Raw genomic sequence first — 25,589 nt, forward strand, 5'->3', positions numbered from 1 at the left:
GGATCGAAGGCATCCGATCCTAAGGAGTTCCCATGAAGACGCTGATCGTCTACGCCCACCCGGAGCCGAAGTCGCTCAACGGCTCGCTGAAGGACCTCGCGGTGTCCACCTTGGAGACCGCCGGGCACGAGGTGCGGGTGAGCGATCTGTACGGGATGAACTGGAAGGCGGTCGTGGACGCCGCGGACTACGGCTCGGTCGCGTCAAGTCCGCTGAAGGTCGCCCTGGACTCGGGCCGGGCCTTCGGCGCCGGGACGCTCACCGCGGACGTCCTCGCCGAGCAGCAGAAGCTGCTGTGGGCCGACGCCATCATCTTCCAGTTCCCGCTGTGGTGGTACACGATGCCCGCGATCCTCAAGGGCTGGGTGGACCGGGTGTTCATCCACCGCTTCGCGTACGGCGTCGGCGAGCACAGCGACACCAGGTACGGCGAGCGCTTCGGCGAAGGCACCCTCGCGGGCAGGAAGGCTCTGCTGTCGGTGACCGTCGGCGGCCCGGAGTCGCATTACGCCGCTCGCGGGATCAACGGCCCCATCGACGATCTGCTGTTCCCGATCCACCACGGCGTCCTGTACCACCCCGGCATCGAGGTGCTGCCGCCGTTCGTGCTGTACGGCGCCGACCGGATGACCGGCGCGGACTACCCCGACGTCGCCAAGGCCTGGGAGCAGCGTCTGCTCACCCTGGAGTCGACCGAGCCGATCGCCTTCCGGCGGCAGAACTACGGCGACTACGAGATCCCTTCGCTGCACCTGAAGGAGGGACTGGAGCCCGCGGGCCGCACGGGTTTCGGCCTGCACGTGCGGGGGTGACCGCCCTGCCATGGCGTGTTGCCGAGGCCGTCGGCCAACTGATCCGCGTTGCTCAGCCGACCGGTCCCGTCATCGCGTGCGACCGTACTGCCGGTTCGAGCAGCGACAGGGTCCGCTGTTGCGCGTCGAGGGCGACGCGGATGCCGACCGGCATCGGCAGATTCGGGCCGGCGTGTCCGAACTCGACGTTGCCCAGGACCGGGATGTCACGGTCACCGAGGACGTCGAGGACGATCTCGGGCAGGGTCGGGGACGCATCGGGCGAGTCGAGTCCGTCGATGGAATGGGGGACGCCCACGACCATGCCGGAGATCCGATCGAGGACGCCGCAATGCCGCAGCACCTGTAGGTAGCTCCACACATACGATGCCTGGCCGCCCGTCTCCTCCCAGAACAGCACTGCGCCGTCGAACCGTTCGAGCGGCAGCGCGTAAGGCGTCGCCTGCGCCAACACAATGCGATTGATCACCCCGCCGATCAGCCGGCCTTCGGCGCGACCGGCACGCCAGCATTCCCACGACGGGGTGGTCGGCAGCGCACCGATCGGCTCCGTATCGGTCAGCAGCTTCGAGTAGAGCTTCTCGAGCGCCGCTCGGCGTGCCGCGGGCGCGGCCTGCCAGTGCCTGCCGAGTCCCGGGGTTGCCGTGTCGGCATGGAAGCCGACCAGACCCGTGCGCGCAAAGAGCACCAGATGCAGCAGCGAGATGTCGCTGTAGCCGAGGATCGGCTTGGGGTCGGCCCTGATCGCCTCGAAGTCGATCAGGTCGAGGTAGCCGAGCGCCGTCTGGCCGCCGTCATGCGCAATGATCGCGCGAACCTCAGGATCACGCAGCAGCGTATTGAACTCCCTGGCGATCTCCGCCGGCTTGGCCGCGCTCCACCAACGGTGCCGCCCTGCTTCGAGCAGCGGCGCCCGACGCACGCGGAATCCCATCCGCTCGAGCACGGCCACCGCCTGATCGAGGTCGGGCTCGTAAGCGGCATGGAGCGGCCCGGACAGAGAGGCGACAACGACGAGATCGCCGGGCCTCAGGGCCCGAGGCCGAAGCAGCTGAGGCAGTGCAGTAGGCGTCACCAAGGCAGTATTCCGACACCCTCAGCACCACGCGACACATTTCCTGAGCGCCGTCCAGCAGCCCTTGCCTACCACCCAGGCCGGCGCCCCGGTTTCCCTGCCGGCCACGTGACCGGGACGGTCAGGGCTTCACGGGCCGGCGCGCAGGTCAGGCCAGGGATGCCCGTCCGGCGAAATGCCGGACGGGTGGCCCGCCCGGACGAAGTCGCGGTACTCGTCCTGCACGACACCCTCTGGGCTCCGCCAAGTAACGCACCCAGGCACAGTACGGCCCACCCTGGGGGCCGCTGGGGTGAGCTCAACGTATTCGCCTGTTCCAACGAGCCGGAGCATCCGCACCGCTGGAGCGCTCAGCGCACTGAGCGTTCCAACGTATCGCGATGATCGGAAACCCACTGATAGGCCGACTGAACCTGCCTCACCGCCCCTGCGTCACGGAGCCGGGCCATGGCGAGGTCACCCGCATCGGCCTGGGTTTCGATGCCCTGCCAGCAGCGGGCCTGCCACCACAAGATCGTGGACACGAGACGTTTTCGGTCAGGCAACTCGTAGCTGTCGACGATCAGCCTCATCCGTCGGGCTGTCTTCTCGACGTCGGTGACCGAGGGGCCCAGACCGAGGTACTGCCAGCAGACATGAGCGACGTCGTGGATCCGCGCGCCGGGTGCCGCAAGGTCCCAGTCGATGAATGCCACTGGCCGAAGCTCGCCGCCGCGCAGCTGATAGACCGTGTTCTTGGGCGACAGGTCGTTGTGACACACGACCTCTTGATCTCCGGCCGGCGGGGTGCCGGCCGTCAGGTCATGGAACTCACGCACGAGCCGGGCGACCGTCACCAGACTCTCGTCCGATGACACAGCAGCGGGTTGTCGCGGCTCCCATGCCACGTGGCCATCGAGGTAACTGAGGATTTCACGGCCCTCGTCGTCCATGCCGAGATACCGCGGAGCACCAGCCCAGCCACTGGCCTCGAACAACCTCAGCAGATCACCCACGTACTTCGCCGAAGCAGGACGGCGCACCGTGTCCCCGACGCGAACGACCGCATTGACGAAACCTCCGGGCAAGCACGAATCAGGCATCCATCCACCCTGCCTGCTCGCGCGGTGGCGCGGCTACCGTGGATGTACCGCGTAGGTCAGGTGCGTCACTCGCGATGACGGCTCCGAACGGACCGGCTCCAGCGTGATCCTGGATGCGTCCACGCCGTCGAACAGGCGGGTGCCGGCGCCGAAGAGCACCGGTGCCAGCGTGATCGAGAACTCGTCGACCAGACCGGCGTTCAGGTACTCCAGGATCGTCGCGCCGCCGCCGGCGATGCGGACGTCGCGGTCGCCGGCGGCGGCGCGGGCCTGGTCGAGGGCGTCCTCGATACCGTCGTCGACGAAGTGGAACGTGGTGCCCCCGGGCCGCTCCCACGGGTCACGCTCGGTGTGCGTCACGACGAAGACCGGGGTGTGGAAGGGCGCCTCCTCGGGCCATGACTGCTCGCCGAGGTCGAACATGCGCTTGCCCATGACGCTCGCGCCGGTGCGCTCGAACGTCTCCCGCGCGATGTCGTTGTCGCGGCCCTCCTCGCCGCCCTCGCCCAGCTTCAGGTTCTCCCGGAAGAACCGCAGCGGGAAGGCCCACTGCTGCAACTCCGACCACTGCGTCATCCAGCGCCGGACGTCCGGGTCGTCCTGCCGGCCGGGCGCGAAGAGTTCGTCGTCACCGGGCACGGGCTCGGGCGCGACGAAGCCGTCCAGCGACATCGTCACGCTGAAGAACACCTTCCCGGCCATCAGCCCTCCGCCTCCTTCGTCGCCAGGCCGGCGACGTACGCCGCCAGGCTGCTCAGCGTCTGCCGGCCGCCCTCGATCGCGTGGTACTTCTCGACCGCCTCGTCGCGCAGTTCCTTGGTGGCGAACACCGTGCGCATCACGAGCCGGGTCGCCGCCGCGCCGTCCGGCGCGAAGGTCAGGAACGACTCGAAGGCGTTCGGGTCGTCGCGGGACTCACCGTGCAGCAGCGCGATCCGCTCCGGCGGGACGATCCGCAGCCAGCGGATCCACTCGGAGTAGTCGGTCCCGTCCGGCCCGTGCAGCACGAACTCCCACTCCCCGCCCTCGCGGAACTCGAAGGACCGCGTGGTGGTGGTGAACCCCTCCGGACCCCACCACCGCGACAGGTGCCGGACCTCGGTGAACGCCTCGAACACCAGCTCCCGCGGGGCGTCGATGACCCGGGAGATCAGGATCTCCCGGTCGGCCGGTGTCGGCTCCGCCCGCGTTTCTCGCCTTGTCCCTGCCATCGGTCATTCCTCCTGTCGTGTCTGCTTGAGGTCCTGCACATAGGTGTCCAGCCGGTCGAAACTCTCGTTCCAGAACTGTTCGAATCCGCCGACCCACTCGTGGACCGGCTGCAGCCCGCGGGCGTCCAGGCCGTAGAGGCGCTGCTTGCCCACCTCGCGGACCCGCACCAGCCCCACCTCCCGGAGCACCCGCAGGTGCTTGGACGTCCCCGGCTGGCTCATCCCGAGCTCCTGGGCCAACTCGGTCACCGGCCGCTCGCCCGCCCGCAGCAGCGCGAGGATGTCCCGGCGCTGCGGCTCGGCGATCGCGTTGAACGTGTCCGACGTCGTCGCTGCTCGTGCCATGCAAGCCATCATATTCCTATATCGGAATATGACAAGCCGGTGGGGAGGCGGAGAGTGAAGTGCGCTCCACGGGCGCTCGGAGTGATCTCGAGGGTGCCGTGATGGGCGAGGGCGATGCTCCGGGCGATGGCCAGGCCGAGGCCGACGCCGCCGCTGTCCCGGGCGCGGGCGTCGTCGAGGCGGGTGAAGCGGTCGAAGATCCGCTGCTGGTCCTCCGGCGGGATGCCGGGACCGTCGTCCTGGACGTCGAGTACCGCTTCGCGGTGTTCCGTGTCGTGCGTCAGGCGCACCGTGATCGTGCGGGCCGCGTGGCGTTCGGCGTTGTCGAGCAGGTTGCCCAGGACGCGGGCGAGCAGGGCGGGGCGGCCCCGCACGGTCACAGGACCGGGCTCGGTGTGCAGATCGATGGTGAGGCCGCGGGGGCGGCGGCGGACGGTCTCCTCGCGCACGACGTCGGTGAGATCCACGCTTCCGTCGGGCCCCCGGTCGGCGTCCTCCGCGTCGAGGCGGGCCAGGAGCAGCAGGTCCTCGGTCAGATCCTGCAGCCGTATGGAGTCCCCGTGGGCGTCCCGAACCACCCGGGGCCAGTCGGCGATGTCGGGCCGGTTGAGGGCGAGTTCGAGTTCGGTGCGCAGGCAGGCGAGTGGAGTACGCAGTTCGTGCGCGGCATCCGCGGTGAACCGACGCTGCTGGTCAACGGCGGTCTGCAGGCGGTCCAGGGTGCTGTTCATGGTCCCGGCCAGGCGGGCGACCTCGGTCCCGGCGCGAGGGACGGGAACACGCCGGTCCAGACGCTGGGCGCTCAGCTTGGCGAACTCGGCACGGATCGCTTCGACCGGGTCCAGCGCGCGGCCGACCACCCACCGGGTGCCGCCTGAGATCAGCAGTGTGAGCCCCAGCGTGCTTCCGAGCAGCAGCCGCCCGAACGTGTTCTGTCGTTCCTGCCAGGAGGACAGGGAATGGATGATCACTGATCCGGGAGGCAGGCCGGGGTCGTTGACCAGAATCAGGGGGTGGACGTGAGCGGGGTCGGTCCAGGGCAGAAGAGACAACTCCCCGGTGTTCTCCTGTGGTTGGACCGCCTTGGCGCCGTTCTCCGGGAGATACGTACAGGTGTAGGGGTGGTCGTCCAGCTCATCGCGACGGGTGGCTGCTTCGGCCTCCGCCACCGAGTCACGGGTACAGGGGGCGTCGCTCCAGGCTCCGGGGGAAGGCCCGAGCCAGAAGTTCGACTGGGCGTCATGAGTCGCGATGCGCAGCGATGAGGCCCTGATCACCATGGCGAGAGCGAGCGCACTTGCGCTCAGGCAGCTCAGAGCGACCAGCCCGACCAGGAGTGTGAGCCGCATGCGCACAGTGGCAGGCCGCAGCCGACGCGGCAGCGAGAGCATCCGGCGGACCCGTTTCACCGGTGTGCCTCTTCAGCCCGCGTCCAGGCGGTAGCCGGCGCCGCGGACGGTGCGGATGGTGCGCCGCTGGAAGGGAGTGTCGAGTTTGCGGCGCAGGGCGCTGATGTAGACCTCGACGATGTTGACGTCTCCGTCGAAGCGGTCGTCCCAGACATGTTCGAGCACCTCGCTCTTGGAGACCGTCTCACCGTGGCGGCGGGCGAGGTATTCCAGGACGGCGAACTCGCGGGCGGTCAGCGCCACCTCGCAGCTCCCGCGGCGGCAGTGGTGGGCGGCCGGGTCGATCAGCAGATCTCCGATCCTCAGCACGGCGGGCCGGTCGGGGCGGCCGCGGCGGATCAGCGCACGCAGCCGGGCGGCGAGTGCGACGAAGGAGAACGGCTTGGTGACGTAGTCGTCGGCGCCGGTGTCCAGGCCCTCGGCCTGGTCGTACTCGCCGTCCTTGGCGGTGAGCATCAGCACCGGCGTCCACACCCCCGCTTCACGCAGCCGCCCGCACAGCCGGAAGCCGTTCAAGCGGGGCAGCAGCACATCCAGCACGAGCGCGTCGTAGTCGTTCTCCGTCGCCAGCTCCAGACCGCGCACCCCGTCGTGGGCGCAATCGACGGCATAGCCCTCACCGACCAGCCCCCGGCGCAGCAGTTCCGCCATCCGCCGGTCGTCCTCGACCACCAGTATCCGCATACCGACAGCATGACCGCCCTGTCCTGTGGGGAACCTGAAGACCCTTCAGGGACCTTCAGCTTCCCCACAGCCCCGTCATGCCACGGTCTTTCCACGGCGACTGCGGACGACCTGCCCGCTGCTGCCTTGAATTCCGACGGGAGTGAGGACCTATGGCGCCGACCGCTGTGCGTAACAGGCTGCTGCCGACGGTGTCCGTCGTGGTTGCGGTCGCGGTCGTGGCCGTCGCCTCGCAGGCAGGCTGCTCGGGCCCGCAACCGGTTGCACCTGAACTCGTCCGCGAGGTGACCGATCAGGAGGCCGGCCTGCTGTATGACGCCGAACAGCTCCTGATCCGCGCGTGCATGACCGGCCGCGGATTCTCGTACCGGGTCGTGCCGAGGAATCCGGTCCCCGAGTTCCGCGAATTCCCCTACGTCGTGGATGACGTGGCATGGGCGAAGCGGTACGGCTATGGCGGCGAGCTCCAGCGCCGTCTGGTGGAGCTGAGCCAATCGCATCCCAACAAGCGGAACGCGGCGACGCTGTCACCGGAACGCAGGCGCGCCTGGCTCGGGGCGTACCACGGTGACAGCACGCGGTGGCTGGAGGCGAAACTCCCCAGCGGGGTGGTGCTGCGGCACAGCGACAACGGCTGTGTCTCGGAGGCGGAACAGCGGCTCTACGGCGACCTGCGGACCTGGTACCACGTGAAGAACGTTGCCTCCGACCTGGCCGCTGAACGGCGGGGACGCGTGGTCGCCGACGCCCGGTTCGCCGCCGCCATGGCCCGCTGGGCGCAGTGCATGCGCCGCTCCGGCCACACCGGCTACACCAGCCCGGGAGACATCCGCGCCCAGGTGGAGAAGGCGCAGCCCCCGGTGCCGCAGAAGACACAGGTCCGGCTCGCGGTGGCGGAGGCATCCTGCGCCGACCGCAGCGCTCTCGCGGCCACCGCCCGAGCGCTGGACCAGCACTACGCGAAGGCCCTCGCCGAGCGATACCCCACAGACACCGCCGCCAAGCTCCGGCTGGAGCTGGCGGCGGTACCCCGGGCGCGCGTCGTCGTCGCCCGTTCCGAAGATCCCGCAGAAGGACAAGGAGCACAGCATGGCCAAGTTCCGCGCTCTCCTGATCAGCGCAGCCATCCAAGGTCTGGCCTGCGTCGTCACCCCGCCGACCGCTCACGCGGAAGCGATCACTGCGACGTCCGCCGCAGTGCCGGACAGTTTCAGCGCCGCAGCCGCCGACGGTTTTCTCTACGCCGCCGACCTCCCGTACGGGCAAGGTGACTACTGCAAGTGGCGGAACAACGACAATGACTGGAGTGACTGCACCGACGGGGGAGGCAACCCCCGGACCATGTGGAATCGCGCATCGCAACTGTGGAACAACGGGTTCCCGGGCGGCAACGACGACGTCAATCTCTACTATCACCGGTCACAGGCCGGGGCCTACCGCTGCCTTCCCAACGGCAGTCATTGGGACGATCTCCCGCTGGGCCGAGAGACGTTCAACCGGGCGGGCAGCGGCACGGGCGGCAGCGACGGCCTCAACCAGTCGCTCAACAACAATGTCGCTTCCCACAAGTGGGTCACCTCGTGCGCCTGACAGCACGCTGACCGGACACTCTCGCCCTCGACCGCGATCACACACGGTCGGGGGCGAGGCCTTGCCGGATGGACCAAGAGGGTCGGGCGATGTCGGCGGCGGTTCGGCAGCGCCCTTCAGGGGCGCGGGGCGCTGACATATGCGGCTCCGCCGCGCGGGCGCGACCAGCCACAACGGCGCCGCAGCAGAACGACGGCACATCGCGGAGCGCTTAGCGCACCAGGCAGGGGCGTTTGTTGTCGAAGGTCCAGCCGGGGACGAGGTAGCGCATGCCGACCGCGTCGTCGCGGGCGCCCAGAGCCTTCTCGCGGTAGAGCTCGTGGGCGGCCAGGAGGCGGTCCCGGTCGAGCTGGATGCCGAGGCCGGGCGCGGCGGGGATCGCGATCTCGCCGTCGACGATGCGGGGCGGCGAGACCGTGAGGCGTTCCAGGCCCTCCTGCCAGATCCAGTGCGTGTCCAGGGCGTTGTACTCGCCGGGCGCCGCGGCGCCGCAGTGGGCGACCATGGCGAGGCTGATGTCGAAGTGGTTGTTGGAGTGGCAGCCCCAGGTCAGGCCCATCGCGTTGCACAGCTGGGCCACGCGCACGGAGCCCTGCATGGTCCAGAAGTGCGGGTCGGCGAGCGGGATGGAGACGGACTGCAGGGCCAGGGCGTGGGTCAGCTGGCGCCAGTCGGTGGCGATCATGTTGGTGGCTGTGGGCAGGCCGGTGGCGCGGCGGAACTCCGCGAGGATCTCGCGGCCCGAGTAGCCGTCCTCCGCGCCGCAGGGGTCCTCGGCGTAGGCGAGGGTGCCGACCAGCGGGGCGCACAGCTCGATCGCCTCGCGCAGGGACCAGGCGCCGTTGGGGTCGAGGGTGATCCGTGCGTCCGGGAAGCGCTCCTTGAGCCGCTGGACCGCCTTGACCTCCTCCGCCCCCTCCAGGACCCCGCCCTTCAGCTTGAAGTCGCGGAAGCCGTAGTGGTCGTAGGCGGCCTCGGCCTGGCGGACGATCGCCTCGGGGGTGAGCGCCTCCTCGTGGCGGAGGCGGTACCACTCCACGTCGCTGTCGGGTTCGCGGACGTAGTCGAGGTCCGTGCGGTCGGGGTCGCCGACGTAGAACAGGTAGCCGAGGACGCGTACCGTGTCGCGCTGTTGTCCGTCGCCGAGCAGGGCCGCGACGGGGACGTCGAGATGCTGGCCGAGGAGGTCGAGCAGGGCCGACTCGACGGCGGTGACCGTGTGGACGGTCGTCCGCAGGTCGAAGGTCTGCAGGCCGCGGCCGCCGGAGTCGCGGTCGCCGAACCGCTGCCCGATCTCGCGCAGGACGCGCTTGTAGTCGCCGACCTTCGCGCCGACGACGAGCGGTTCGGCGTCCCGGAGTGTCTGGGTGATCTTCTCACCGCCCGGGACCTCGCCCAGGCCGGTGCGCCCTTCCGAGTCGGTGAGGACTACGACGTTGCGGGTGAAATAGGGGCCGTGCGCGCCGGAGAGGTTCAACTCCATCGAATCGCGTCCCGCGACCGGGTAGACGGCGAACGCGGTGACGGTCGGCTGGCTTCCGCTTGACATCAGGTTCCTTCAGGGGGGAGGCGGGTCAGATGCTGAGGGTGTCCAGGGCCCATTCCACGGCGAGGACGCCGCCCAGGCCGAGGATCGCGAGCACGGTCGTGTACGTCGTGCGGGCCTTGATCGCGTCGAGGACCGAGAGGTTGAAGTACTCCTTGAACATCCAGAAGCCCGGGTCGTTGACATGGCTGAAGGCGATCGAGCCGCAGGAGACGGCCAGCACCATGAGCTCGGGGTGCACACCGCTGCCCGCGACGAGCGGGGCGACGACGCCGGCGGCCGTGACCACGGCGACGGTCGCGGAGCCCAGAGCCACGCGAAGGATCGCGGCGATGAGCCAGGCCAGGATGATCGGCGAGATGTCCCAGCCGTCGGTGAAGTCCTTGATGTAGTCCGCGATCCCGGCTTCGACGAGCACCCCCTTGTAGGCGCCGCCTGCGCCGATGACCAGCAGGATCATCGCCATGGACTTGGCCGCTGACACGCAGGACGCGCTCACCTCGTCCAGGCTGCGGCCGATGCGGGGGCCGAACACCCACATCGCCAGGCACAGGGTCAGCAGCAGGGCGATCGGGGGCGAGCCGATGAAGTCGACGGCGTGCAGGACCGGGCTCGTGTCGTCCGACACCGCCATGTCGGCCACGGCGGCCCCGGCGATCAGCACGATGGGGACCAGGGACACGAACAGGGACCAGCCCATGCCCGGCAGCTCGTCCTCCTCGAACACCCGCTCGGTGACCAGCCCTGTGGGGATCGCGGGGTCCATGCGGCGGACGAACGGCAGCCGCGGCCATACCAGCGCGATGCCCGCGCCGATCGGCACGGCGAAGAACAGACCGTACAGGAGGGTGTGGCCGACGGAGGCGTGGAAGGCGGCGGCGACGGCGGTGGGTCCGGGGTGCGGCGGCAGGAAGCTGTGCATCGTGGACAGGGCGATCGACATCGGAAGGCCCACCCACAGCAGGTTCTTGCGTGTGACCCGGACGATGGTGAAGGCGACGGGAACGATGATGACGAAGGCGACCTCGTAGAACATCGTCACGCCGATGAGCATGGCGGTGACGACCATGGCGACCTGGACATAGCGCGGGCCGAAGGCCTCGATGAGCCGGCCGGCTATGCGCTGGGCGGCGCCGGAGTCGCCCATGACGCGGCCGAGCATGGCGCCGAGTCCGATGACGAGCAGGGTGTCGCCGATCTGGTCGCCGACCCCCTCGCCGAGGACGTCGCCGATGTCCGCGGCCGGGATCCCCTCGACGAGTGCGACACCGACGGCCACCAGGAGCAGGGCGACGAGGCCGTTGAGCTTCAGCCGGGTCATGAGGAACAGCAGGACCAGCACGCTGAGTCCGACGACGACAAGAGGCATGGATCAGTTCCCCTTTGAACTGTGCGCAGATGACGACCGCCGCCCGTCCGGCGAGCGGCGGCCGTGTGTCGTGGTGAGAGGAGGTGAGGGTGGCGAAACGGCGGGTGGGGCTCGGTCCGCGGCGTGGTTCAGCGCGTGGCGCCGACCAGCGCCAGGCCCGTCTCCAGGAGCTTTTCCAGCTCGACGAGATCCCGCGGTCCGGGATCCGTGAGCGGGGCGCGGACCGGGCCGACCGGCCTGCCGCGCAGCCGCGCCGCGGCCTTGACGAGGGAGACGGCGTAGCCCGGTACGCGGTCGCGCAGTTCGACGAGCGGGATGTAGAAACCGCTCAGCAGCTCGTCGATCCTGGTGTGGTCGTCGTTCTGGAAGGCGCTGAAGAACGCGTTCGCGATCTCGGGGGCGAAGGCGTGGACCGCCGAGGAGTACGCGGGAACGCCGACCGTGGCGTAGGCCCGGGCCTGGATCTCCGCGGTGGCGGCGCCGTTGAAGAAGAGCAGATGATCGGGGGCGGCGAGGGTGAGGCGCTGGAGCCGGTCCAGGTCGCTGTGGCCGTCCTTGAGGCCGATGACCGTGGGGATCTCCGCGATGCGCCGCAGGCTCTCGACGCTGAAGGCGACCTGGTCGCGCTGGTAGACGATGAGGGGGAGGTCGGTGCCCGCGGCGATCCGGCGCACCTGCTCGACCAGGCCGTCCTGCGGGGCCTTCAGCAGGTAGTGGGGGAGCACCAGCGCGGCGTCCGCTCCGGCCTCTTCCGCGATCCGGGCGAAACGCAGGGCCTGGGCCCAGCCGTAGCCGATGCCGGCGACGACGGGTATGCGGCCGTCGGTCACCTCCACCGCGGCCGTGACCACCTGACGGTACTCGTCCTCGTCCAGTGCGGTGAACTCGCCCGTACCGCAGGCGGGGAAGATCGCGCCGGGACCGGTGGCCACCTGGCCGGCCAGATAGGCGCGGTAGGCGTCCAGGTCGAGGCGCTCGTCGTCCGTGAAGCTGGTCAGCGGGAAGGACAGCACACCGTGTGACATCCCGTCCCGCAGACGGCGGGCGACATCCTGGGCGACTTCCTGGGCAGCCGTGTTCAGTGGCATGAACTGATCTCCATGTATATGGACTCTATCTACATATGAGGATGGAGGCTAGGGTGATGCGCACGGCTGGTCAATGGGCCGGCGGTCCGGCGGTCCGTGCGGTCCGTGCGGTCCGGCGTCACCCGGTACGGCGGCTCAGGGCCGCGCGCCCACCTCGTGCACCGCCTGCGTCCATGCGCGGGCCTGCTCGCTGAGCGTGATGCCGAGGCCGGGCCGCGACGACAGGTGCATCCGGCCGTCGCTGATCCGGAGCCGCTCGTCGAACAGCGGCTCCAGCCAGTCGAAGTGCTCCACCCATGGCTCGTGCGGATAGGCGGCGGCGAGGTGGAGGTGGATCTCCATCGCGAAGTGGGGTGCGAGTTGCAGGTGTTGGTGCTCGGCGAACGCGGCCAGCTTGAGGAACTGCGTGATGCCGCCGATGCGGGGCGCGTCCGGCTGGATGACGTCCACCGCGTTGTGCCGCAGCAGCTCCTGGTGCTCGGCCACGCTCGCGAGCATCTCGCCCGTCGCGATCGGGGTGTCCAGCGAGGCGGCGAGAGCGGCATGGCCCTGGGCGTCGTACGCGTCGAGCGGCTCCTCGATCCAGATCAGACCGAACTCCTCCAGCGCGCGCCCCATGCGCTGCGCGGTGGGCCGGTCCCACTGCTGGTTGGCGTCGACCATCAACGGCACGTCGTCGCCCAGGTGTTCGCGAACGGCGCTCAACCGGCGCAGGTCCGCCCTGCCGTCGGGCTGGCCGACCTTGAGCTTGATGCCGCCGATGCCGCCGGCCAGGGAGGCGTCGGCGTTCTGCAGGACCTGCTCGGTCGGGGTGTGCAGGAATCCGCCGGAGGTGTTGTAGCAGCGCACGGAGTCGCGGTGGGCGCCCAGCAGCTTGGCGAGGGGCAGACCGGCGCGCTTGGCCTTGAGGTCCCACAGGGCGATGTCGAAGGCGGCGACGGCCTGGGTGGCGAGACCGCTGCGGCCGACCGAGGCGCCCGCCCACACCAGCTTCGTCCAGATCCTGGCGATGTCACTGGGGTCCTCGCCGAGCAGGACGGGGGCGAGCTCCTTGGCGTGTGCGAACTGTCCGGGACCGCCCGCGCGCTTGGAATAGCTGAAGCCGATGCCCTCGTGGCCGTGCTCGGTGCCGACCTCGACGAAGAGGAAGGCGACCTCGGTCATGGGCGTCTGGCGCCCCGTCAGCACCTTGGCGTCACTCACGGGCGTGGCCAGCGGAAGAGTGATCGAAGACAGTTTGAGCCAGGAGATCCGGTCCAGTGTGGACTCGCCCTGGTTCGAGACGTGCAGTGCCGTGTCGGCCGTACTCACCACTCGAAGCTCCGGTGCCTTGGAGGGTTGATTGCCCCTTGAAACTAGGGCTCCGGAGGATTCCCGTCTAACTCAAAATTTGCATGTGTTGATACCTGGAGAGCATCGTTGTTCACACTCACGCAACTGACGAGTTTCGTCGCCGTGGCGGAGGAGCTGCACTTCACGCGCGCGGCGCAGCGGCTGCGGATGACGCAGCCCCCGCTCAGCAGGCAGATACGGCAGTTGGAGCACGACCTCGGTGCCGAGCTGCTCAACCGCAGCAACAAATCCGTGCAGTTGACCCCTGCGGGCCGAGCCTTCCTGGCGGAGGCCCGCAGCATCCTGCGCCACTCCGAGCATGCGGCGCTCGCCGTACGGCAGGTGTCGACGGGAGAGGCGGGCAGTGTCACCGTCGGGTTCACCGCCGCCAGCGCCCATTCCACACTCGGCGCCCTGCTGAGCACGGCCCGCGAGGCGATGCCCCACGCGGAGATCGTCCTGCGCGAGATGGTCACCCGGGACCAGCTCGCGGCGCTCTCCAACAACAGCCTCGACCTGGGCCTCGTCCGGCCCTCGGTCACCGGCCCGGACCTGGTGTCCAGACCTGCCCTCAAGGAACAGCTGGTCGCCGCCTTGCCGACGACACATGAACTGACGAAAGATCAAGGAGCGCTACACATAAGAGACTTCGACGGCCAGGAGCTGTTGATGTACTCACCCGTAGAGGCCCGCTACTTCCACGAACTGCTCATCAGCATCTTCCGCTCAGCCCATGTCACGCCCGTGTACTCCCAGTACCTGAGCCAGGTCCACAGCATCCTCGCGCTCGTCAATGTCGGCCTGGGCGTGGCCCTGGTACCGGAGTCAGCCGCACAACTGCGATACCCGGAGGTCGTCTTCAAACCGGTCGAACCGCCCACGCCGGCGCCCGTGGAACTCGACCTCGTGTGGCGCCGCACCAACGACAACCCGGCCCTGCACGCGCTGCTCGGATGCCTGCGGGGACGAATGCCATGACGTGGCCGACACGCAGGCGCCTGCCGCACCTGTGAGACCTGCCTGACGGGCGCATCGCCCACATCGGCGGCCCTCGCGCCGCCGTACGTATGCTCGGCCGCTCGCGGCCCCGCCCCACCGCGGTGCCGTCGAAGCGGGGCCGGGGCGAGGTCAGCCGGCTTGGGCCGAGTCGAGATGCCGGGTGTCACCGAGGCTGACGACTTGACGGTTGTGGAAGAAGTCGTCTTCACGCAAGGTGGTGATGCTGCCGGAGGGCGCCCGGAAACTGGCATAGCCGGCCGACGCGATCGGCATTCTGATCCAGCACGCCACGACGCACGTCAGGGAACCGCCGTGCGTCACGATGATCTGGTGTTCGCAAGGGCTCTGCAGGATCTCGTCCATGGCCGCGTAGACGCGCCGCGCCCACGCCGCCTTCGTCTCCGCGCCGTCCACGCCCTCGTCGTGCTCCATCCGTTCCCCCACCGCCGGCGGTGGGACGAAGCGCTGGTCGAGCCACTCCTGCGGCCGTCCCTCCGCCTCGCCGTAGGACTTCTCCCGCAGCCTGCGATCCGCGATCGGCTGCACGCCGAACAGCCCGGCCGCCTCCTCGGCCGTCCGTAGGGTGCGCTGCAGATCAGAGGTGTACAGCTCGACTTCGGCGCCGTCCGGGATCTGGGCCCGCAGCGCCTGGGCGATGGAGACCGCGGCACGGACACCGGCGGGCGTCAGTTGCGAGTCGTGCCATCCGCCGACGACTCCCTCGATGTGGTGCGTCGCCTCGGGATGGGTGACGACGTACAGCGTGCGCATGAGCGAGTGCCTTCCTGTAGGTAGGTGGCGTCGTTTGCATGTCAACGCGGGGGTTGTTGGCGGCTGTTGGCGGTCTGTCGGGATTCCGGAGCCTTGCTCGATCGTGTCGAGGAGGCGGAATACCGGCGGTATCTGCGTGGTTGTCCAGCCGTTGTCGATCAACAAGGAGGGCCCATGCCTGCGATCCGTCGTCCCCGTGCGCTGCGTCCCGGCGATCTGGTGGTCGTCGCCGCGCCCTCGGGCCGGCTCGAGCCCGGTGAGGAGCCACTGCTCGCACGCGGTGTGGCGATATTGGAGCGGATGGGTTTCCGCGTGCGGGTCAGCCCGATGGTCGACCCCGCGCGGAGCCGCTGGTGGGCGGCGGGCGCTCCGGCGGAGCAGGCAGCCGAGCTCAACGCGCTGCTCCGGGATCCGGAGGTGCGGGCCATCGTCGCGCACACGGGTGGCCAGGCGACCATTGGTTATCTCGATTTGATCGATCTGGATGCGGTCCGGGCTGACCCGAAGCCGATCCTCGGCTACAGCGACATCTCGCTGCTGCAGATGGCGTTGTACGCCAGGACCGGCCTCGTCGGCTTCCACGCCGACATCGCCACCCACGGTTTCGGCAGCGATTGGTACACGTTGGGCGACGAGGCCCGTCGGTCCGAACTCGTCGACCTCTACGCCCGTGTGCTCACCAAGGCCGAGGCGCCGGGCGTCCTGCCGCAAGGGGGGACTTGGGAAACCTGGCGGCCGGGCCGCGCGCAGGGACCGCTGGTCGGCGGCTTGTTGAACCGCCTGGTCCAGTTGCAGGCGACGCCCTTCGCACTGGCCGCGGAGCAGTTCGACGGGGCCGTCCTGTTCTGGGAAGAGGTGGAGCGACCGGTCACGCGGATCTGGTGCGACCTGCACACCCTGCGGCTGTCCGGTGTGCTGGACCGGATCGCGGGCATGGTGGTCGGCATCCCCAGAGAGGTCACGCCCTACGAGGGCGAAGCAGACCAGGTCGGTCTGCGCGACGTTGTGCTCGACGTCCTGGCGCACCGTGACATCCCCGTCCTCGCCCAGGTCGACTTCGGCCACACCTCGCCGAACCTGCCGCTGCCCGTCGGCGTCCGCGCAGACGTGGACGCGGACAACCGGACCTTGTCCCTGCTCGAGTCGGCGGTCGTGGAACGCTGACTTCTGTTGGATCCTGGCACGGCGAACGTGAGCGGTGGGAACTCCTCCGCCCCGTCGTTGGGCACAGCCCGCCGCACCCTGTGGGCATGGCCGAACCGCTGTCCGGAATCGCGGCCGCCGTCACAGGCTCAGCAGGAGGTCTCGGACCGCGGCCGGCTGGGACAGGAACGGGTGGTGTCCGGCGTCGAGTTCGACGACGCTGCCGGCCCGGCGCGCGAACTCGCGCTGCAGCCGCGGCGGGGTGCCCCGGTCCTGGGTGCAGACGAGGTACGTCGAGGGCACCTGCTGCCATGCCGCCGCGCCGACCGGCTGCCCGGTCACGTGCACGCTCTGTCGGGCGAGGTGGTGCGCCGCCTGCGCCTGGACCTCGGCGTCGCAGTCCTGCAGGAAGGTGTCCACGAGCAGCTCCGGGCGCACCCCGAAGGTGCCGGCGTCGGGGTCGACGTCGAGGAACGGGGCGGGGCCGCCGTCCCCGAACTCCGACAGGCTCTGCCCGACCTCGGGCAGGTAGCTGGAGACCAGCAGCAGGTGGCGTACCGACCCGACGCCCGCGGCGGCTTCCGCGGTGACGATGCCGCCGTAGCTGTGGGCGACCACGACCGTCGGCTCGTCACTCTCCAGCAGCGTCTGCCGCACCGCCGCGACGTCCTCGGACAGCCCCGGACCGCCGGCGCCGCCGGGCGGGCCCGCCTCGCCGCAGCTCGGCAGCGCCGGGGCCAGGCTCGGCACCCCTCTCTCCAGCAGCAACTCGGCGGTGCGGTGCCACCACCACAACCCGTTTCGCACGCACGCCCCATGCACGAACACGACCCTCATCGCTGCCTCCATGTCTGCCTCGACCGCCTTTCGATCAACGGTAGACGTAGTAGCTGTTACGTGAAAAAGTCGAGCGGTGGGCAGACGACCGCAACCGCGCATCAAGGAGAGGCTGCTGGACGCGTGTGCTGATCACGCCCTCGCGCACGGCCTCCCCGACCGCCTCGAACCGCTGGCCACTGCCACCGGAACCTCGGCCCGCATGCTGATCTATCACTTCGGCACCCGCGACGCCCTGTTGCGGGCGGTCCTCGCGCACGCTCGGCAACGCCAGCTCGACCTGTTCGGCGCCCTCCTGCGGGAGCGACCCGGCGAGCCGTACGCGGCCACCCTGGACCGCGCCTGGACCTCGATCACCGGCCCGGACGGGCAGCCGTACCTGCGGATGTTCGGTCGGCTGCGCGAGAGCGCGGAGCAACGGCTGTGGCCCGACTTCCGGCGCACCGCGACGACCGACTGGCTCGGGCCGCTCGAGGACGGCCTGCGCAGCATCGGCCGGCCGGATCTCGCGACGCTCGTTCTCGCCGTCATCCGTGGTCTTCTCATGGACCTCGACGCCACCGGCGACACGGCCCGCACCGACCGGGCCTTCCGCGACTTCCTCGGCGCAGTCGAGCACCTGTCCAGCGCCGACCGTTCCCAGGAGGGCGCCGGCAGCACGACCGGTGCTGACACCTCGTCGGGAGCATAGTGCGGCGTCGCCGCCCGTCGCCAAGGTCGCAGCCGGCTCTTGGCGCGGGGCGGGCGGTCTCAGGCGGGAGGGGAGCAGACCGTGGCGTCGGTGGCCGCGCGTGTCAGTTCCAGGTGGCTGAGGACGTCGGTGCTGTCGATGAACTGGTCGACGGTGCCGATCGTGGGCAGGGAGCTGATGGCCGGGTCGGTGATACGACTGGTCAGCGCCGTGGTGAAGCGTTCGGCGTGCAGGACCTTGAAGGGTCTGGTGTGGTAGGGCCGCGTGGCGGGGTCGACCGGGTCGGTGAGACCGAGCCGGTTGTGCGTGGCCGCGACGGCCTCGTAGACGCGTGCGAGGTGGTGCTCGCGCGTGCGCCAGTCGGCGGCGGTGAGAGCCGCGGTGAGGACCGGGGTGAGGGCGGATCCCTGCGGGGTGCGGGTGAAGGCGCTGCCGAGCCATTTGCTGTAGGGCGGGTAGCGGCGGTCCATGAGCAGGCAGAGTCGCATCAGATCGCGCACCAGGCGGGCGGCGACGACGGCGGAGCCGAGTTCGTCGCCCACTTCGCCGCAGCGGCCGACGAAGGCTTCCTCCTGGGAGATGCGCTGCCACTGGCAGGCGAGGAGGTAGAGCCAGAGGTCGTGGGGGTACCAGTCGAGGTGGGCACGGGCTGGTGCGAGTTCGCCGAGTCCGTCGTGGAAGACGGCGCCGGACGTGGCCTCGGCGAGGCTCTGGGTGGGGGTGGCCAGCCAGTCCGCCAGGGTGATGTCCGTGCGCGGGTCGAAGCCGAGGTGCGCGGTGAACCAGGCGGCCGGGTCGGTGATTTCGACTCGATGGTGGACTGGTCCGTCCGTTGCCTGCATGACCCGGATGCCTGCCTCGCCGGTGCCGGCGAAGTGCGTGGGGTAGCCGAGGAAGGTTTTCGGCAGGCGTTCGCCGAGCAGTGCCGTGATTTTCACGCCGTGGCGGGTGACGTCTTGCGGGTGCAGGAAGAGCTGCAGGCGGGGTCCCCACTCATGGTCGGCGGAGCGGGCGGTATCGAATCCGAGGACTTCCGAGCCGCTGCCGAGGCGGGCGGCGGAGTGCGCAACCCCAGGGACGGCCTCGTCCAGCAAGGGCCGTACGGCTTCGAAGTAGAAGCGCCGGGAGAGCTCCAGTCCAGGGATGAACGACGGCGTGGTCATGCTGGGGAGGGTGCCGCATCGGTGCCTGATCGGTCGAAGGTTTTTCCTCGTCGGGCAGGTCGCGGGGGCAGGGCTCGATCGATCGCACGTACGGCCACTCGGCCTCCGGCTCCGAGCGGAGGCGCGGCCCCACGTGGACCCGCTGCATCGAGCGCATCGGCCGCCCGCGCCGCCGGCTCGGGTCCGCCATGGCGACCGACCGGCAAGATCCTCCGCACGATGACCAGCGGGGAACATCTGGCGCAGAACCAGGTGCTCCAGCAGCAGTCCGGCCTCCGCGCCTCCCAGCGATCCGATCAGTTCGACCAGCGGCCCGTCGGGGTCGTCCGAGCCCTCGCCGCCGGGGTCGTCCGGGACGACGACGGACGACGGCGTGGATCAGAGGGAGTGGAGCAGGGCGAGGGTCTGCTGGAGCTCGTCCCGTAGCGCTCGTCCGGCCGCCTCGGCATCCCCCTGCACGACGGCGTCCACCAGGACGGCATGTCCCGCGTCGCCGTGGTTCGGATCGTCGGAGCGCAGGCCGAGCAGCTCGACCAGATCGAGGAGCCGTCGCTGCAGCACCGGGACGAACTCGGTGAACAGGCCGGTGAGCACCGGGTTGTGGGCCGCGGCGACCATGACCTGGTGCAGGGCGATGTCGGCCGCCACGAACTCGGCGTCGCCGGCGCTCGCGGCGGCACTGCGCCTGGCCAGGGCCTCGTGGAGGGCGGTGATGTCGTCCTCGGTCCGGCGCTGCGCGGCCAGTTGCGCGGCCTCCACCTCGAGGAGCATCCGCACCTCGTAGACGTCCGCGATGACCGCCTGGCGGAGCTGGGTGGACCAGTCGTCCCTGGGTTCGGTGGCGATGACGAAGACACCGGATCCCTGGCGTGCCTGCACCAGTCCCGCGCCGACCAGTGCGCGCAGGGCCTCACGGACGGTGGAGCGCCCCACGCCGAGGGACTTGGCGAGAGCGGTCTCGCCGGGGAGTTTCGTCCCCACGGCCCACTCACCGCCGGTGATCTGCTCGCGCAGGTGTTCCGTGGCCTGCTCGACCAAGGGGGACGGCCGCAAGGCACCTAGCGACATGTGGTGGTCACCTTCCCACACCTCTCGGGTTGTCTGAGGAGCTGAGTTGTCGTTACCGTACCTCGCATGCTGCTCCACGAGCTCCTTCTCCTCGGCTGCCGCTGCGGGGCCTGACACGTTCGATGCGCCCGGACTTCTCCCGCACGGTGAAGCACGTCACCGACTCCACCGGCCAGGAGCTGAGCCACCAGGAGCTGTGGGAGCTCTTCCGCACCACCTACATCGCCCCCGCCGTGACCGGCCCCATCGCCCTGGCCTCCTGGAACGCCACGGAACCCGCCCCCGGCGAGCACCGGTTCACCTGCACCCTGCGCACCGGCGGGCAGGAGCACTTCTGCCACGGCACCGGCAACGGACCGCTGTCCGCCCTCGCCGACGCCCTGCGCACCATGGGCATCACCGTCGACATCCTCGGCTACGCCGAGCACTCCACCAGCACCGGTCCGGGCAGCCCCGCCGTGGCCTACGCCGAATGCCGCGTGAACGGCGTGAACGGCGTGAATGGCGTGAACGGTATGAACAGCGTGACCTGCTGGGGCGCGGGCTGGGACACCTCCGTCCTGACCGCGTCCGTCCACGCGGTCATGGCCGCAGTCAACCACTGCGAACAGGCCTCCGCGTGACCATGGCACCGGTACTCCACGCACGGGACGTGGAGGTCGTCCGCGACGGCAGCGCGATCCTGAGCGACGTGTCGCTGACCGTACGGGCCGGCGAGCACTGGGCGCTGCTCGGCCCCAACGGTGCGGGCAGGACCAGCCTGCTCGGTCTCGTCGGGGCGCTCACCCACCCCACCCGCGGCAGCGTCGAGGTACTGGGCCACCGGCTGGGACGGGTCGACATGCGCCAACTGCGGTCCTACGTCGGCCACGTCAACCCACGGCACGACCTTCGCTCGGCCCTCAAGGTCCACGACGTCGTACTGACCGGCGTCACCAACACCCTCGAACGCGTCCCCCGCTGGACCCCGGCCCCCGAGCAGGCTGCCCTGGCCGACCGCCTCATCGAACTGCTCGGCCTCGGCGACCGCCGAGAGGCACGATGGCCGACCCTCTCCCAGGGCGAGCGGGGCCGTACGCTGATCGCCCGGGCGCTGATGCCCAGTCCGCGGCTGCTGTTGCTCGACGAACCCGCGACCGGTCTGGACGTCGCCGGCCGCGAGCAGCTCATCGAGCGGCTCGACACCTTGCAGCACACCTACCCGGACCTCGCCTCGGTCCTGGTCACCCATCATCTGGAGGAACTCCCTCCCGGGACCACCCACGTGATGCTGCTGCGCTACGGTCGCTGCCTGGCCTCCGGCCCCGCCGATGAGGTCCTCACCAGCGACCAGGTCAGCAAGTGCTTCGACCACCCCATCCGGCTCACCCGCACCGACGGCCGCTGGAACGTGACGGCCGGCCGCGCCCCCCCCGGCCGCAGGCCGACTGAGACGGCCGGGAAACGGTGGTGCACGCCGGCGGGCGCGCACCACCACCCGGCTGCTCGCTCAGCCCAGTGACTTCCCGGCCTCCTCGACGGCGTCCCGGGCCCGGTCCCAGTCCCCGCCGAAGTGGTCCGCCACCACGTGCAGCCATCGCTCGACCCCAAAGCCGACACAGCTGCTGGACGCCGGTTCGCCGATCGGCGACGAGATGGCACATCGCTCACCGAAGAAGAGGAAGCGGGTGCTGACCGAGGCGATCACCAGGTCCTGGTAGACGTAGTTGCGCTCGACCGGAAGCACCTGCTGGAAGGGTTGGACGACGCCTGACTGCCGCAAGTCGTCAAGCGACTGGCGGCGATACGGTCGAGGCTTTGTCGGCTGTTCGGTTGCTGCTGGCAAGCGAGTGTGCGGCCGGCAGCCCAGTAGCGTTACGAGCTCAAGCCCGCCAGACTGACCCACAACTACGCTGGCCAGGCAAAGTACTTCAGGAGAGCCGCACCCAACGGCTGTTCGCCGTCTTCGGACATTGATCGGCGTGTTGTCAGGACTGGGCGGCCGGCTTGAGGCTGTCCTGGCACCACTGGCGGAAACCGGTGGCGGCGGGGCTCGGGTTGCGGAGTTCGGCGTCGTAGATTCCGTTGTTCTGCGCGTTGACCATGTCCGCCATGTCCTGCGCCAGCGCCGGGCTCGCGCCGCGCTGCACCAGCGTGGCCTGAAAGTCCGCGAGCGGGACCTGACGGTAGTGGACCGTGCGGCCCAGGGTGTTGGAGATGACCTCGGCCATGGCTTCGGGGGTCAGGTTGTCGGGGCTGACCAAGGGGATGCGGGCCTGCCCGTGCCAGGAGGTGTCGAGGAGGAGCGCTGCCGCGGCGGCGGCGACGTCCCGGGTGGCGACGGTCGGCAGCGGCCGGTCTGCGGCGTTCGCCATGGAGAACGTTCCCTGCCGTGCCATCGCCGGGGCGTGGCGGAGCAGGTTTTCCATGAAGAACGGCAGAGCCAGCGCCCGGTAGTCAGCGCCGGTGTCCTCGATCAGCTCGTCCATGGCCAGCGCGGCCGACAGGAGCCCGGCCTCGCCCTGGTACCCATGGCCCAGGGATGTGACGCCCACCATCCGCACGCCTCGGCTCGCGGCCTCCGAGCAGGCGGACCCGGTGAACTCCAGGTAGTAGCGCTTGGCGCTGTCGGCATCGCGGAATCCGGCCGGGGGCACGAGCCAGAACATTCGGTCTGCGCCCTCGAGCGCCTTTGTGATTGTGTCGGCGTCGCTGTGGGAGCCCTGCACCACTTCAGCGTGGGCGCGCACGTGCGCCGACAGACAGGAGGGATCGCGGGCGATCACACGGACCGCCTGGCCGCTGTCCAGGATGCGGTCCACGACCTGTCGGCCGATGTCGCCGGTGGGGGTGGTGATGACGATCATGAGTACCTCTGTGAGAGACGGTCGATGGCGGAACCCCAGGGGGCGTTGCCGGTTGCTTTCGAGTCAACCTGGGGCGACAGCGTGGGTGAAGGACCGATCCGATCTCCATTGATACCTTGGAGGTATGAATGACCTGGAGGTGCGGCAGCTCCGATACTTCGTGGCGGTCGCGGAGGAACTGCACTTCGGACGCGCCGCCGCTCGGCTGGGCATGGCACAGCCCCCGCTGTCCCGCACGATCCGGGGACTTGAACGGCAGCTCGGCGTGGGGCTGTTCGAACGGACCACCCGGCAGGTGACGCTCACCGCGGCCGGGGAAGTCCTGCTGCGTGATGCCCGGACCGCCCTGGACGCGGTCACCGCTGCCGCCCACCGGGCCCGGCAGGCAGGCAGCGCATCGCCCCGGCTGCGGGTCGCGCTCAAGGCCGATGTCGACGGCGGTCTACTGCCCCAAATCATCGACACCTACGGCACGGACGCCGCGGCCCTGCCGCACCAGCTGGTCCTCGGGGGCTTCGGCGAGCAGCCGCAGGCACTGCGCGACGGCCGCGCCGACGTGGGACTCGTACTGTGCCCCTTCGACGGCCGCGGCCTGGACAGCGAGCCGCTTCTGACCGAACCGGTACTGGTGGCCCTGGCGGCCGCCGACCCGCTCGCCACCCGGACCCGGCTGTGCCTGGACGACCTGGTCGGTCGGAACCTTCCCGGCGGCTCCCCGGCCAGTCACGGCCGGCCCGGCGAGCGCCCGTTCGGAGCGGCTCAGCCGGCCTCGAACCTGTCAGAGATCTTCAGCCTCGTCGAGACCGGCAGCATCGTGTTCTTCACGCCCACCTCGGTCGCTCGGCGCTACCCGCGACCCGGCATCGCCTACCGCCCGGTCAGCGACCTCCCGGACGCCACCCTGGCCGTCGCCTGGCCTCAGGACGCGCGCTCCGCGGCCGTCGCCGCCTTCGTGCGCGCCGCATGCACCGTCGCAGCCGCCCAGCACCCACAAGCAGATCCCTTCAAACAGAGCACAACCACCTGAGCCGCACCCGCCCCAGCCTGGCTGCCACCGCCCCCTCCAGCACACCCGCTACCCCAACAACCCTCCATCACCGCCACCCATGTTCACTGTCAGCCTCGGCCTCGCTCGATTCCCTTCACCGTCCGGGCGCTGCCCCGAGTGGTGAACCACTGCCGGCGTATCGTCGGTTCTGGCTCGCTTTACGGGCTCTGCCGCTGATTTGGGGGTGGTGGCTGGTTGATCAAGGTGACAGGAGGATGCGGCGCCGTAGGAGGTCGCTCTGGGTGGTCTTCGGAAAGGTGGGGGTCTTCCGTAGCCACGGAAGACCCCCAAGCCGCGGAAGACCCCACAGCTCGCAGCAGGCGTTCTGCGGCGCGACACGTCCTGGGCGCCGTTACCGGATCCCTGTTCGGATCCCTGCGGTTTGCCGCCACCTGCCGTCGGCCTCATCAGCGTGGCGGCCGGCCTGTTCGCCACAAGTCGCGTCGTCTGCCGGGAAGTCGCGCTGCCGGTGACGCTGCCGGCCCTGCTGCTCGCCGAGTGCCTGCTCGGCGGGGCAGGACGCCCGGGCCCGCGCACGCTCCACATCGTCGCTGGCGACGGTCTGTGCCGCCGCCTGCAGCGGCGCACTGCCCTGCACCCCTGGCTGGTCCAGGCCGCCGTCGGCGGTGACCCCTGCGAACCGCGCCGCTCGACCGAACTCGGCCACGACCTGTTGCGGGATGCCGCCGGCCTGCTCCGGGCCCAGGCCGCCCGCGCCGCCCCGGTTCGGCCGGCCTCATCACCCATGAACGGCCGCTGCCTGATGGTGCACGCACGCAGGTACAGCCGAGACTGAGAACGGAAGCAATACAGATGCCGGCGGGAAGGTGCGCGCCACTCGGCTGTCGTACGGGATCTTGAGGCCACGAGTAGCCCATGGCAGGCTCATGCCGCATGATCGATGAATTCGCGAAAGGCAACCTGCATGGGAGACTGCGGCGGGACCGCGAGGCGCTGCTCTGGAAACTCGACGGCTTGTCCGAATACGACGCGCGCAGACCTCTGACCGCGACCGGGACCAACCTCCTCGGCCTGGTCAAACATGTGGCCACCGTCGAGGCCAGGTACTTCGGCGAGGTCTTCGACCGCCCTTCCCCGGAACCGCTGCCCCGATGGCAGGACTACGACGGCAGCGATCTGTGGGCGACCGAGGACGAGACCCGCGATCAGATCATCGGGCTCTACCAGCGCACTTGGGAACACTCGGACGCGACGATCGACGAGCTTCCCCTCGACGCCCCCGGCCACGTGCCGTGGTGGCCGGAGCCGCATCTCAACACGAACCTGTTCGCCATCATGGTCCATGTCCTCGGCGAGTCCATCCGGCATACCGGGCACGCCGATATCCTGCGCGAGGGCCTCGACGGCCGGACCGGGGTGCGCGCCGAACACGAGCAGCCGATCGACGAGGAAGCCCGTGCAGCCTACTGCGCGAAGATCGAGCAGGCCGCCCGGTCGGCCGCACCGATCAAGGCTTAGA

The 25,589-nt window shown here is 69.7% G+C and carries 29 protein-coding genes; 12 read left to right on the top strand and 17 right to left on the bottom strand.

From position 1 onward, the window contains the following. Positions 1–32 precede the first annotated feature (32 nt). Positions 33–812, top strand: a complete 780-nt coding sequence (locus tag ACWCPF_RS32360) for an NAD(P)H-dependent oxidoreductase (protein WP_451048661.1) — start codon at positions 33–35, stop codon at positions 810–812. Between the two features lie 52 nt (positions 813–864). Here ACWCPF_RS32360 and ACWCPF_RS32365 read toward each other — a convergent pair whose 3' ends face one another. The 7 genes from ACWCPF_RS32365 to ACWCPF_RS32395 all read right to left on the bottom strand — a co-directional run bounded on the left by ACWCPF_RS32365 (position 865) and on the right by ACWCPF_RS32395 (position 6,618). Then, a complete protein-coding gene (locus ACWCPF_RS32365; RefSeq protein WP_451048662.1) occupies positions 865–1,887 on the bottom strand; it encodes a S66 peptidase family protein in 1,023 nt (340 codons plus the stop codon). 350 nt (positions 1,888–2,237) lie between these two features. Beyond that, on the bottom strand, positions 2,238–2,969 hold the full coding sequence (locus ACWCPF_RS32370; protein ID WP_451048663.1) for a phosphotransferase: 732 nt from the start codon (positions 2,967–2,969) through the stop codon (positions 2,238–2,240). A gap of 33 nt (positions 2,970–3,002) precedes the next feature. Continuing rightward, on the bottom strand, positions 3,003–3,671 hold the full coding sequence (locus tag ACWCPF_RS32375; protein WP_451048664.1) for a dihydrofolate reductase family protein: 669 nt from the start codon (positions 3,669–3,671) through the stop codon (positions 3,003–3,005). After that, positions 3,671–4,180, bottom strand: a complete 510-nt coding sequence (locus ACWCPF_RS32380) for an SRPBCC family protein (RefSeq protein WP_451048665.1) — start codon at positions 4,178–4,180, stop codon at positions 3,671–3,673. Before ACWCPF_RS32380 ends, ACWCPF_RS32375 begins: the two co-directional genes overlap by 1 nt. A 3-nt stretch (positions 4,181–4,183) precedes the next feature. Beyond that, positions 4,184–4,525 (bottom strand): ArsR/SmtB family transcription factor, encoded by a 342-nt coding sequence (locus ACWCPF_RS32385; protein ID WP_451048666.1) that lies wholly within the window; start codon positions 4,523–4,525, stop codon positions 4,184–4,186. A gap of 8 nt (positions 4,526–4,533) precedes the next feature. Beyond that, a complete protein-coding gene (locus tag ACWCPF_RS32390; protein WP_451048667.1) occupies positions 4,534–5,874 on the bottom strand; it encodes a sensor histidine kinase in 1,341 nt (446 codons plus the stop codon). A gap of 72 nt (positions 5,875–5,946) precedes the next feature. Continuing rightward, the gene (locus tag ACWCPF_RS32395) at positions 5,947–6,618 is read right to left on the bottom strand and encodes a response regulator transcription factor (RefSeq protein ID WP_451048668.1); all 672 of its coding nucleotides are present in this window, start codon (positions 6,616–6,618) and stop codon (positions 5,947–5,949) included. A gap of 152 nt (positions 6,619–6,770) precedes the next feature. Here ACWCPF_RS32395 and ACWCPF_RS32400 point away from each other — a divergent pair, with 152 nt between their 5' ends. Beyond that, on the top strand, positions 6,771–7,889 hold the full coding sequence (locus ACWCPF_RS32400) for a hypothetical protein (RefSeq protein ID WP_451048669.1): 1,119 nt from the start codon (positions 6,771–6,773) through the stop codon (positions 7,887–7,889). Positions 7,890–7,959: 70 nt separating this feature from the next. Next, positions 7,960–8,208 carry a hypothetical protein gene (locus ACWCPF_RS32405; protein WP_451048670.1) on the top strand — a complete coding sequence of 83 codons (249 nt, stop codon included), beginning with the start codon at positions 7,960–7,962 and terminating at the stop codon, positions 8,206–8,208. 211 nt (positions 8,209–8,419) lie between these two features. On the opposite strand, the gene ACWCPF_RS32410 is transcribed toward ACWCPF_RS32405, so the two are convergent. From ACWCPF_RS32410 to ACWCPF_RS32425, 4 genes are all read right to left on the bottom strand, one after another. Next, positions 8,420–9,757 (bottom strand): enolase C-terminal domain-like protein, encoded by a 1,338-nt coding sequence (locus ACWCPF_RS32410; RefSeq protein WP_451048671.1) that lies wholly within the window; start codon positions 9,755–9,757, stop codon positions 8,420–8,422. Positions 9,758–9,782: 25 nt separating this feature from the next. Continuing rightward, positions 9,783–11,123: a gluconate:H+ symporter gene (locus tag ACWCPF_RS32415; RefSeq protein WP_451048672.1), complete on the bottom strand. Its 1,341-nt coding sequence runs from the start codon at positions 11,121–11,123 to the stop codon at positions 9,783–9,785. Positions 11,124–11,251: 128 nt separating this feature from the next. Beyond that, positions 11,252–12,211 (bottom strand): 5-dehydro-4-deoxyglucarate dehydratase, encoded by a 960-nt coding sequence (locus ACWCPF_RS32420; RefSeq protein WP_451048673.1) that lies wholly within the window; start codon positions 12,209–12,211, stop codon positions 11,252–11,254. 135 nt (positions 12,212–12,346) lie between these two features. Then, positions 12,347–13,525 carry an L-talarate/galactarate dehydratase gene (locus ACWCPF_RS32425; protein WP_451048674.1) on the bottom strand — a complete coding sequence of 393 codons (1,179 nt, stop codon included), beginning with the start codon at positions 13,523–13,525 and terminating at the stop codon, positions 12,347–12,349. 105 nt (positions 13,526–13,630) lie between these two features. Here ACWCPF_RS32425 and ACWCPF_RS32430 point away from each other — a divergent pair, with 105 nt between their 5' ends. After that, complete coding sequence (locus tag ACWCPF_RS32430) at positions 13,631–14,521, top strand: LysR substrate-binding domain-containing protein (RefSeq protein ID WP_451048675.1); 891 nt, start codon at positions 13,631–13,633, stop codon at positions 14,519–14,521. 150 nt (positions 14,522–14,671) lie between these two features. Here ACWCPF_RS32430 and ACWCPF_RS32435 read toward each other — a convergent pair whose 3' ends face one another. Then, a complete protein-coding gene (locus tag ACWCPF_RS32435) occupies positions 14,672–15,313 on the bottom strand; it encodes a histidine phosphatase family protein (protein WP_451048676.1) in 642 nt (213 codons plus the stop codon). A 93-nt stretch (positions 15,314–15,406) separates the two neighbouring features. Between ACWCPF_RS32435 and ACWCPF_RS32440 the strand changes: the two genes are divergently transcribed. Next, positions 15,407–16,477 carry a S66 peptidase family protein gene (locus ACWCPF_RS32440; RefSeq protein WP_451048677.1) on the top strand — a complete coding sequence of 357 codons (1,071 nt, stop codon included), beginning with the start codon at positions 15,407–15,409 and terminating at the stop codon, positions 16,475–16,477. Positions 16,478–16,597: 120 nt separating this feature from the next. On the opposite strand, the gene ACWCPF_RS32445 is transcribed toward ACWCPF_RS32440, so the two are convergent. After that, positions 16,598–17,293: an alpha/beta hydrolase gene (locus ACWCPF_RS32445; protein ID WP_451048678.1), complete on the bottom strand. Its 696-nt coding sequence runs from the start codon at positions 17,291–17,293 to the stop codon at positions 16,598–16,600. 76 nt (positions 17,294–17,369) lie between these two features. On the opposite strand from ACWCPF_RS32445, the gene ACWCPF_RS32450 reads away from it, so the two are divergent. After that, entirely contained in the window at positions 17,370–17,984 is a 615-nt protein-coding gene (locus tag ACWCPF_RS32450; RefSeq protein WP_451048679.1) for a TetR/AcrR family transcriptional regulator, read from the top strand. A gap of 59 nt (positions 17,985–18,043) precedes the next feature. On the opposite strand, the gene ACWCPF_RS32455 is transcribed toward ACWCPF_RS32450, so the two are convergent. Then, complete coding sequence (locus ACWCPF_RS32455; protein ID WP_451048680.1) at positions 18,044–19,147, bottom strand: DUF4037 domain-containing protein; 1,104 nt, start codon at positions 19,145–19,147, stop codon at positions 18,044–18,046. 219 nt (positions 19,148–19,366) lie between these two features. Here ACWCPF_RS32455 and ACWCPF_RS32460 point away from each other — a divergent pair, with 219 nt between their 5' ends. Then, positions 19,367–19,573, top strand: a complete 207-nt coding sequence (locus ACWCPF_RS32460) for a hypothetical protein (protein ID WP_451048681.1) — start codon at positions 19,367–19,369, stop codon at positions 19,571–19,573. Here the strand turns inward: ACWCPF_RS32460 and ACWCPF_RS32465 are convergent. Continuing rightward, positions 19,526–20,215, bottom strand: a complete 690-nt coding sequence (locus tag ACWCPF_RS32465) for a FadR/GntR family transcriptional regulator (RefSeq protein WP_451048682.1) — start codon at positions 20,213–20,215, stop codon at positions 19,526–19,528. The genes ACWCPF_RS32460 and ACWCPF_RS32465 overlap by 48 nt on opposite strands. A gap of 122 nt (positions 20,216–20,337) precedes the next feature. Here ACWCPF_RS32465 and ACWCPF_RS32470 point away from each other — a divergent pair, with 122 nt between their 5' ends. Both ACWCPF_RS32470 and ACWCPF_RS32475 read left to right on the top strand, forming a co-directional pair. Continuing rightward, positions 20,338–20,838, top strand: coding sequence for an alpha-isopropylmalate synthase regulatory domain-containing protein (locus ACWCPF_RS32470; RefSeq protein ID WP_451048683.1), 501 nt, complete (start codon positions 20,338–20,340; stop codon positions 20,836–20,838). Positions 20,839–20,840: 2 nt separating this feature from the next. Further along, complete coding sequence (locus tag ACWCPF_RS32475; RefSeq protein ID WP_451048759.1) at positions 20,841–21,716, top strand: ABC transporter ATP-binding protein; 876 nt, start codon at positions 20,841–20,843, stop codon at positions 21,714–21,716. Here ACWCPF_RS32475 and ACWCPF_RS32480 read toward each other — a convergent pair. Next, positions 21,705–21,977: a hypothetical protein gene (locus tag ACWCPF_RS32480; RefSeq protein ID WP_451048684.1), complete on the bottom strand. Its 273-nt coding sequence runs from the start codon at positions 21,975–21,977 to the stop codon at positions 21,705–21,707. The two genes, ACWCPF_RS32475 and ACWCPF_RS32480, sit on opposite strands and share 12 nt — an antisense overlap. Before the next feature lie 205 nt (positions 21,978–22,182). Further along, entirely contained in the window at positions 22,183–23,061 is an 879-nt protein-coding gene (locus ACWCPF_RS32485) for an NmrA family NAD(P)-binding protein (protein WP_451048685.1), read from the bottom strand. A 124-nt stretch (positions 23,062–23,185) separates the two neighbouring features. Between ACWCPF_RS32485 and ACWCPF_RS32490 the strand changes: the two genes are divergently transcribed. The 3 genes from ACWCPF_RS32490 to ACWCPF_RS32500 all read left to right on the top strand — a co-directional run bounded on the left by ACWCPF_RS32490 (position 23,186) and on the right by ACWCPF_RS32500 (position 25,588). Continuing rightward, on the top strand, positions 23,186–24,088 hold the full coding sequence (locus ACWCPF_RS32490) for a LysR family transcriptional regulator (RefSeq protein WP_451048686.1): 903 nt from the start codon (positions 23,186–23,188) through the stop codon (positions 24,086–24,088). 403 nt (positions 24,089–24,491) lie between these two features. Further along, positions 24,492–24,905, top strand: coding sequence for a hypothetical protein (locus tag ACWCPF_RS32495; protein ID WP_451048687.1), 414 nt, complete (start codon positions 24,492–24,494; stop codon positions 24,903–24,905). 98 nt (positions 24,906–25,003) lie between these two features. After that, positions 25,004–25,588 (top strand): DinB family protein, encoded by a 585-nt coding sequence (locus tag ACWCPF_RS32500; protein ID WP_451048688.1) that lies wholly within the window; start codon positions 25,004–25,006, stop codon positions 25,586–25,588. Position 25,589: the final 1 nt, after the last annotated feature.

The sequence above is a fragment of the Streptomyces sp. NPDC001858 genome (assembly GCF_053594615.1).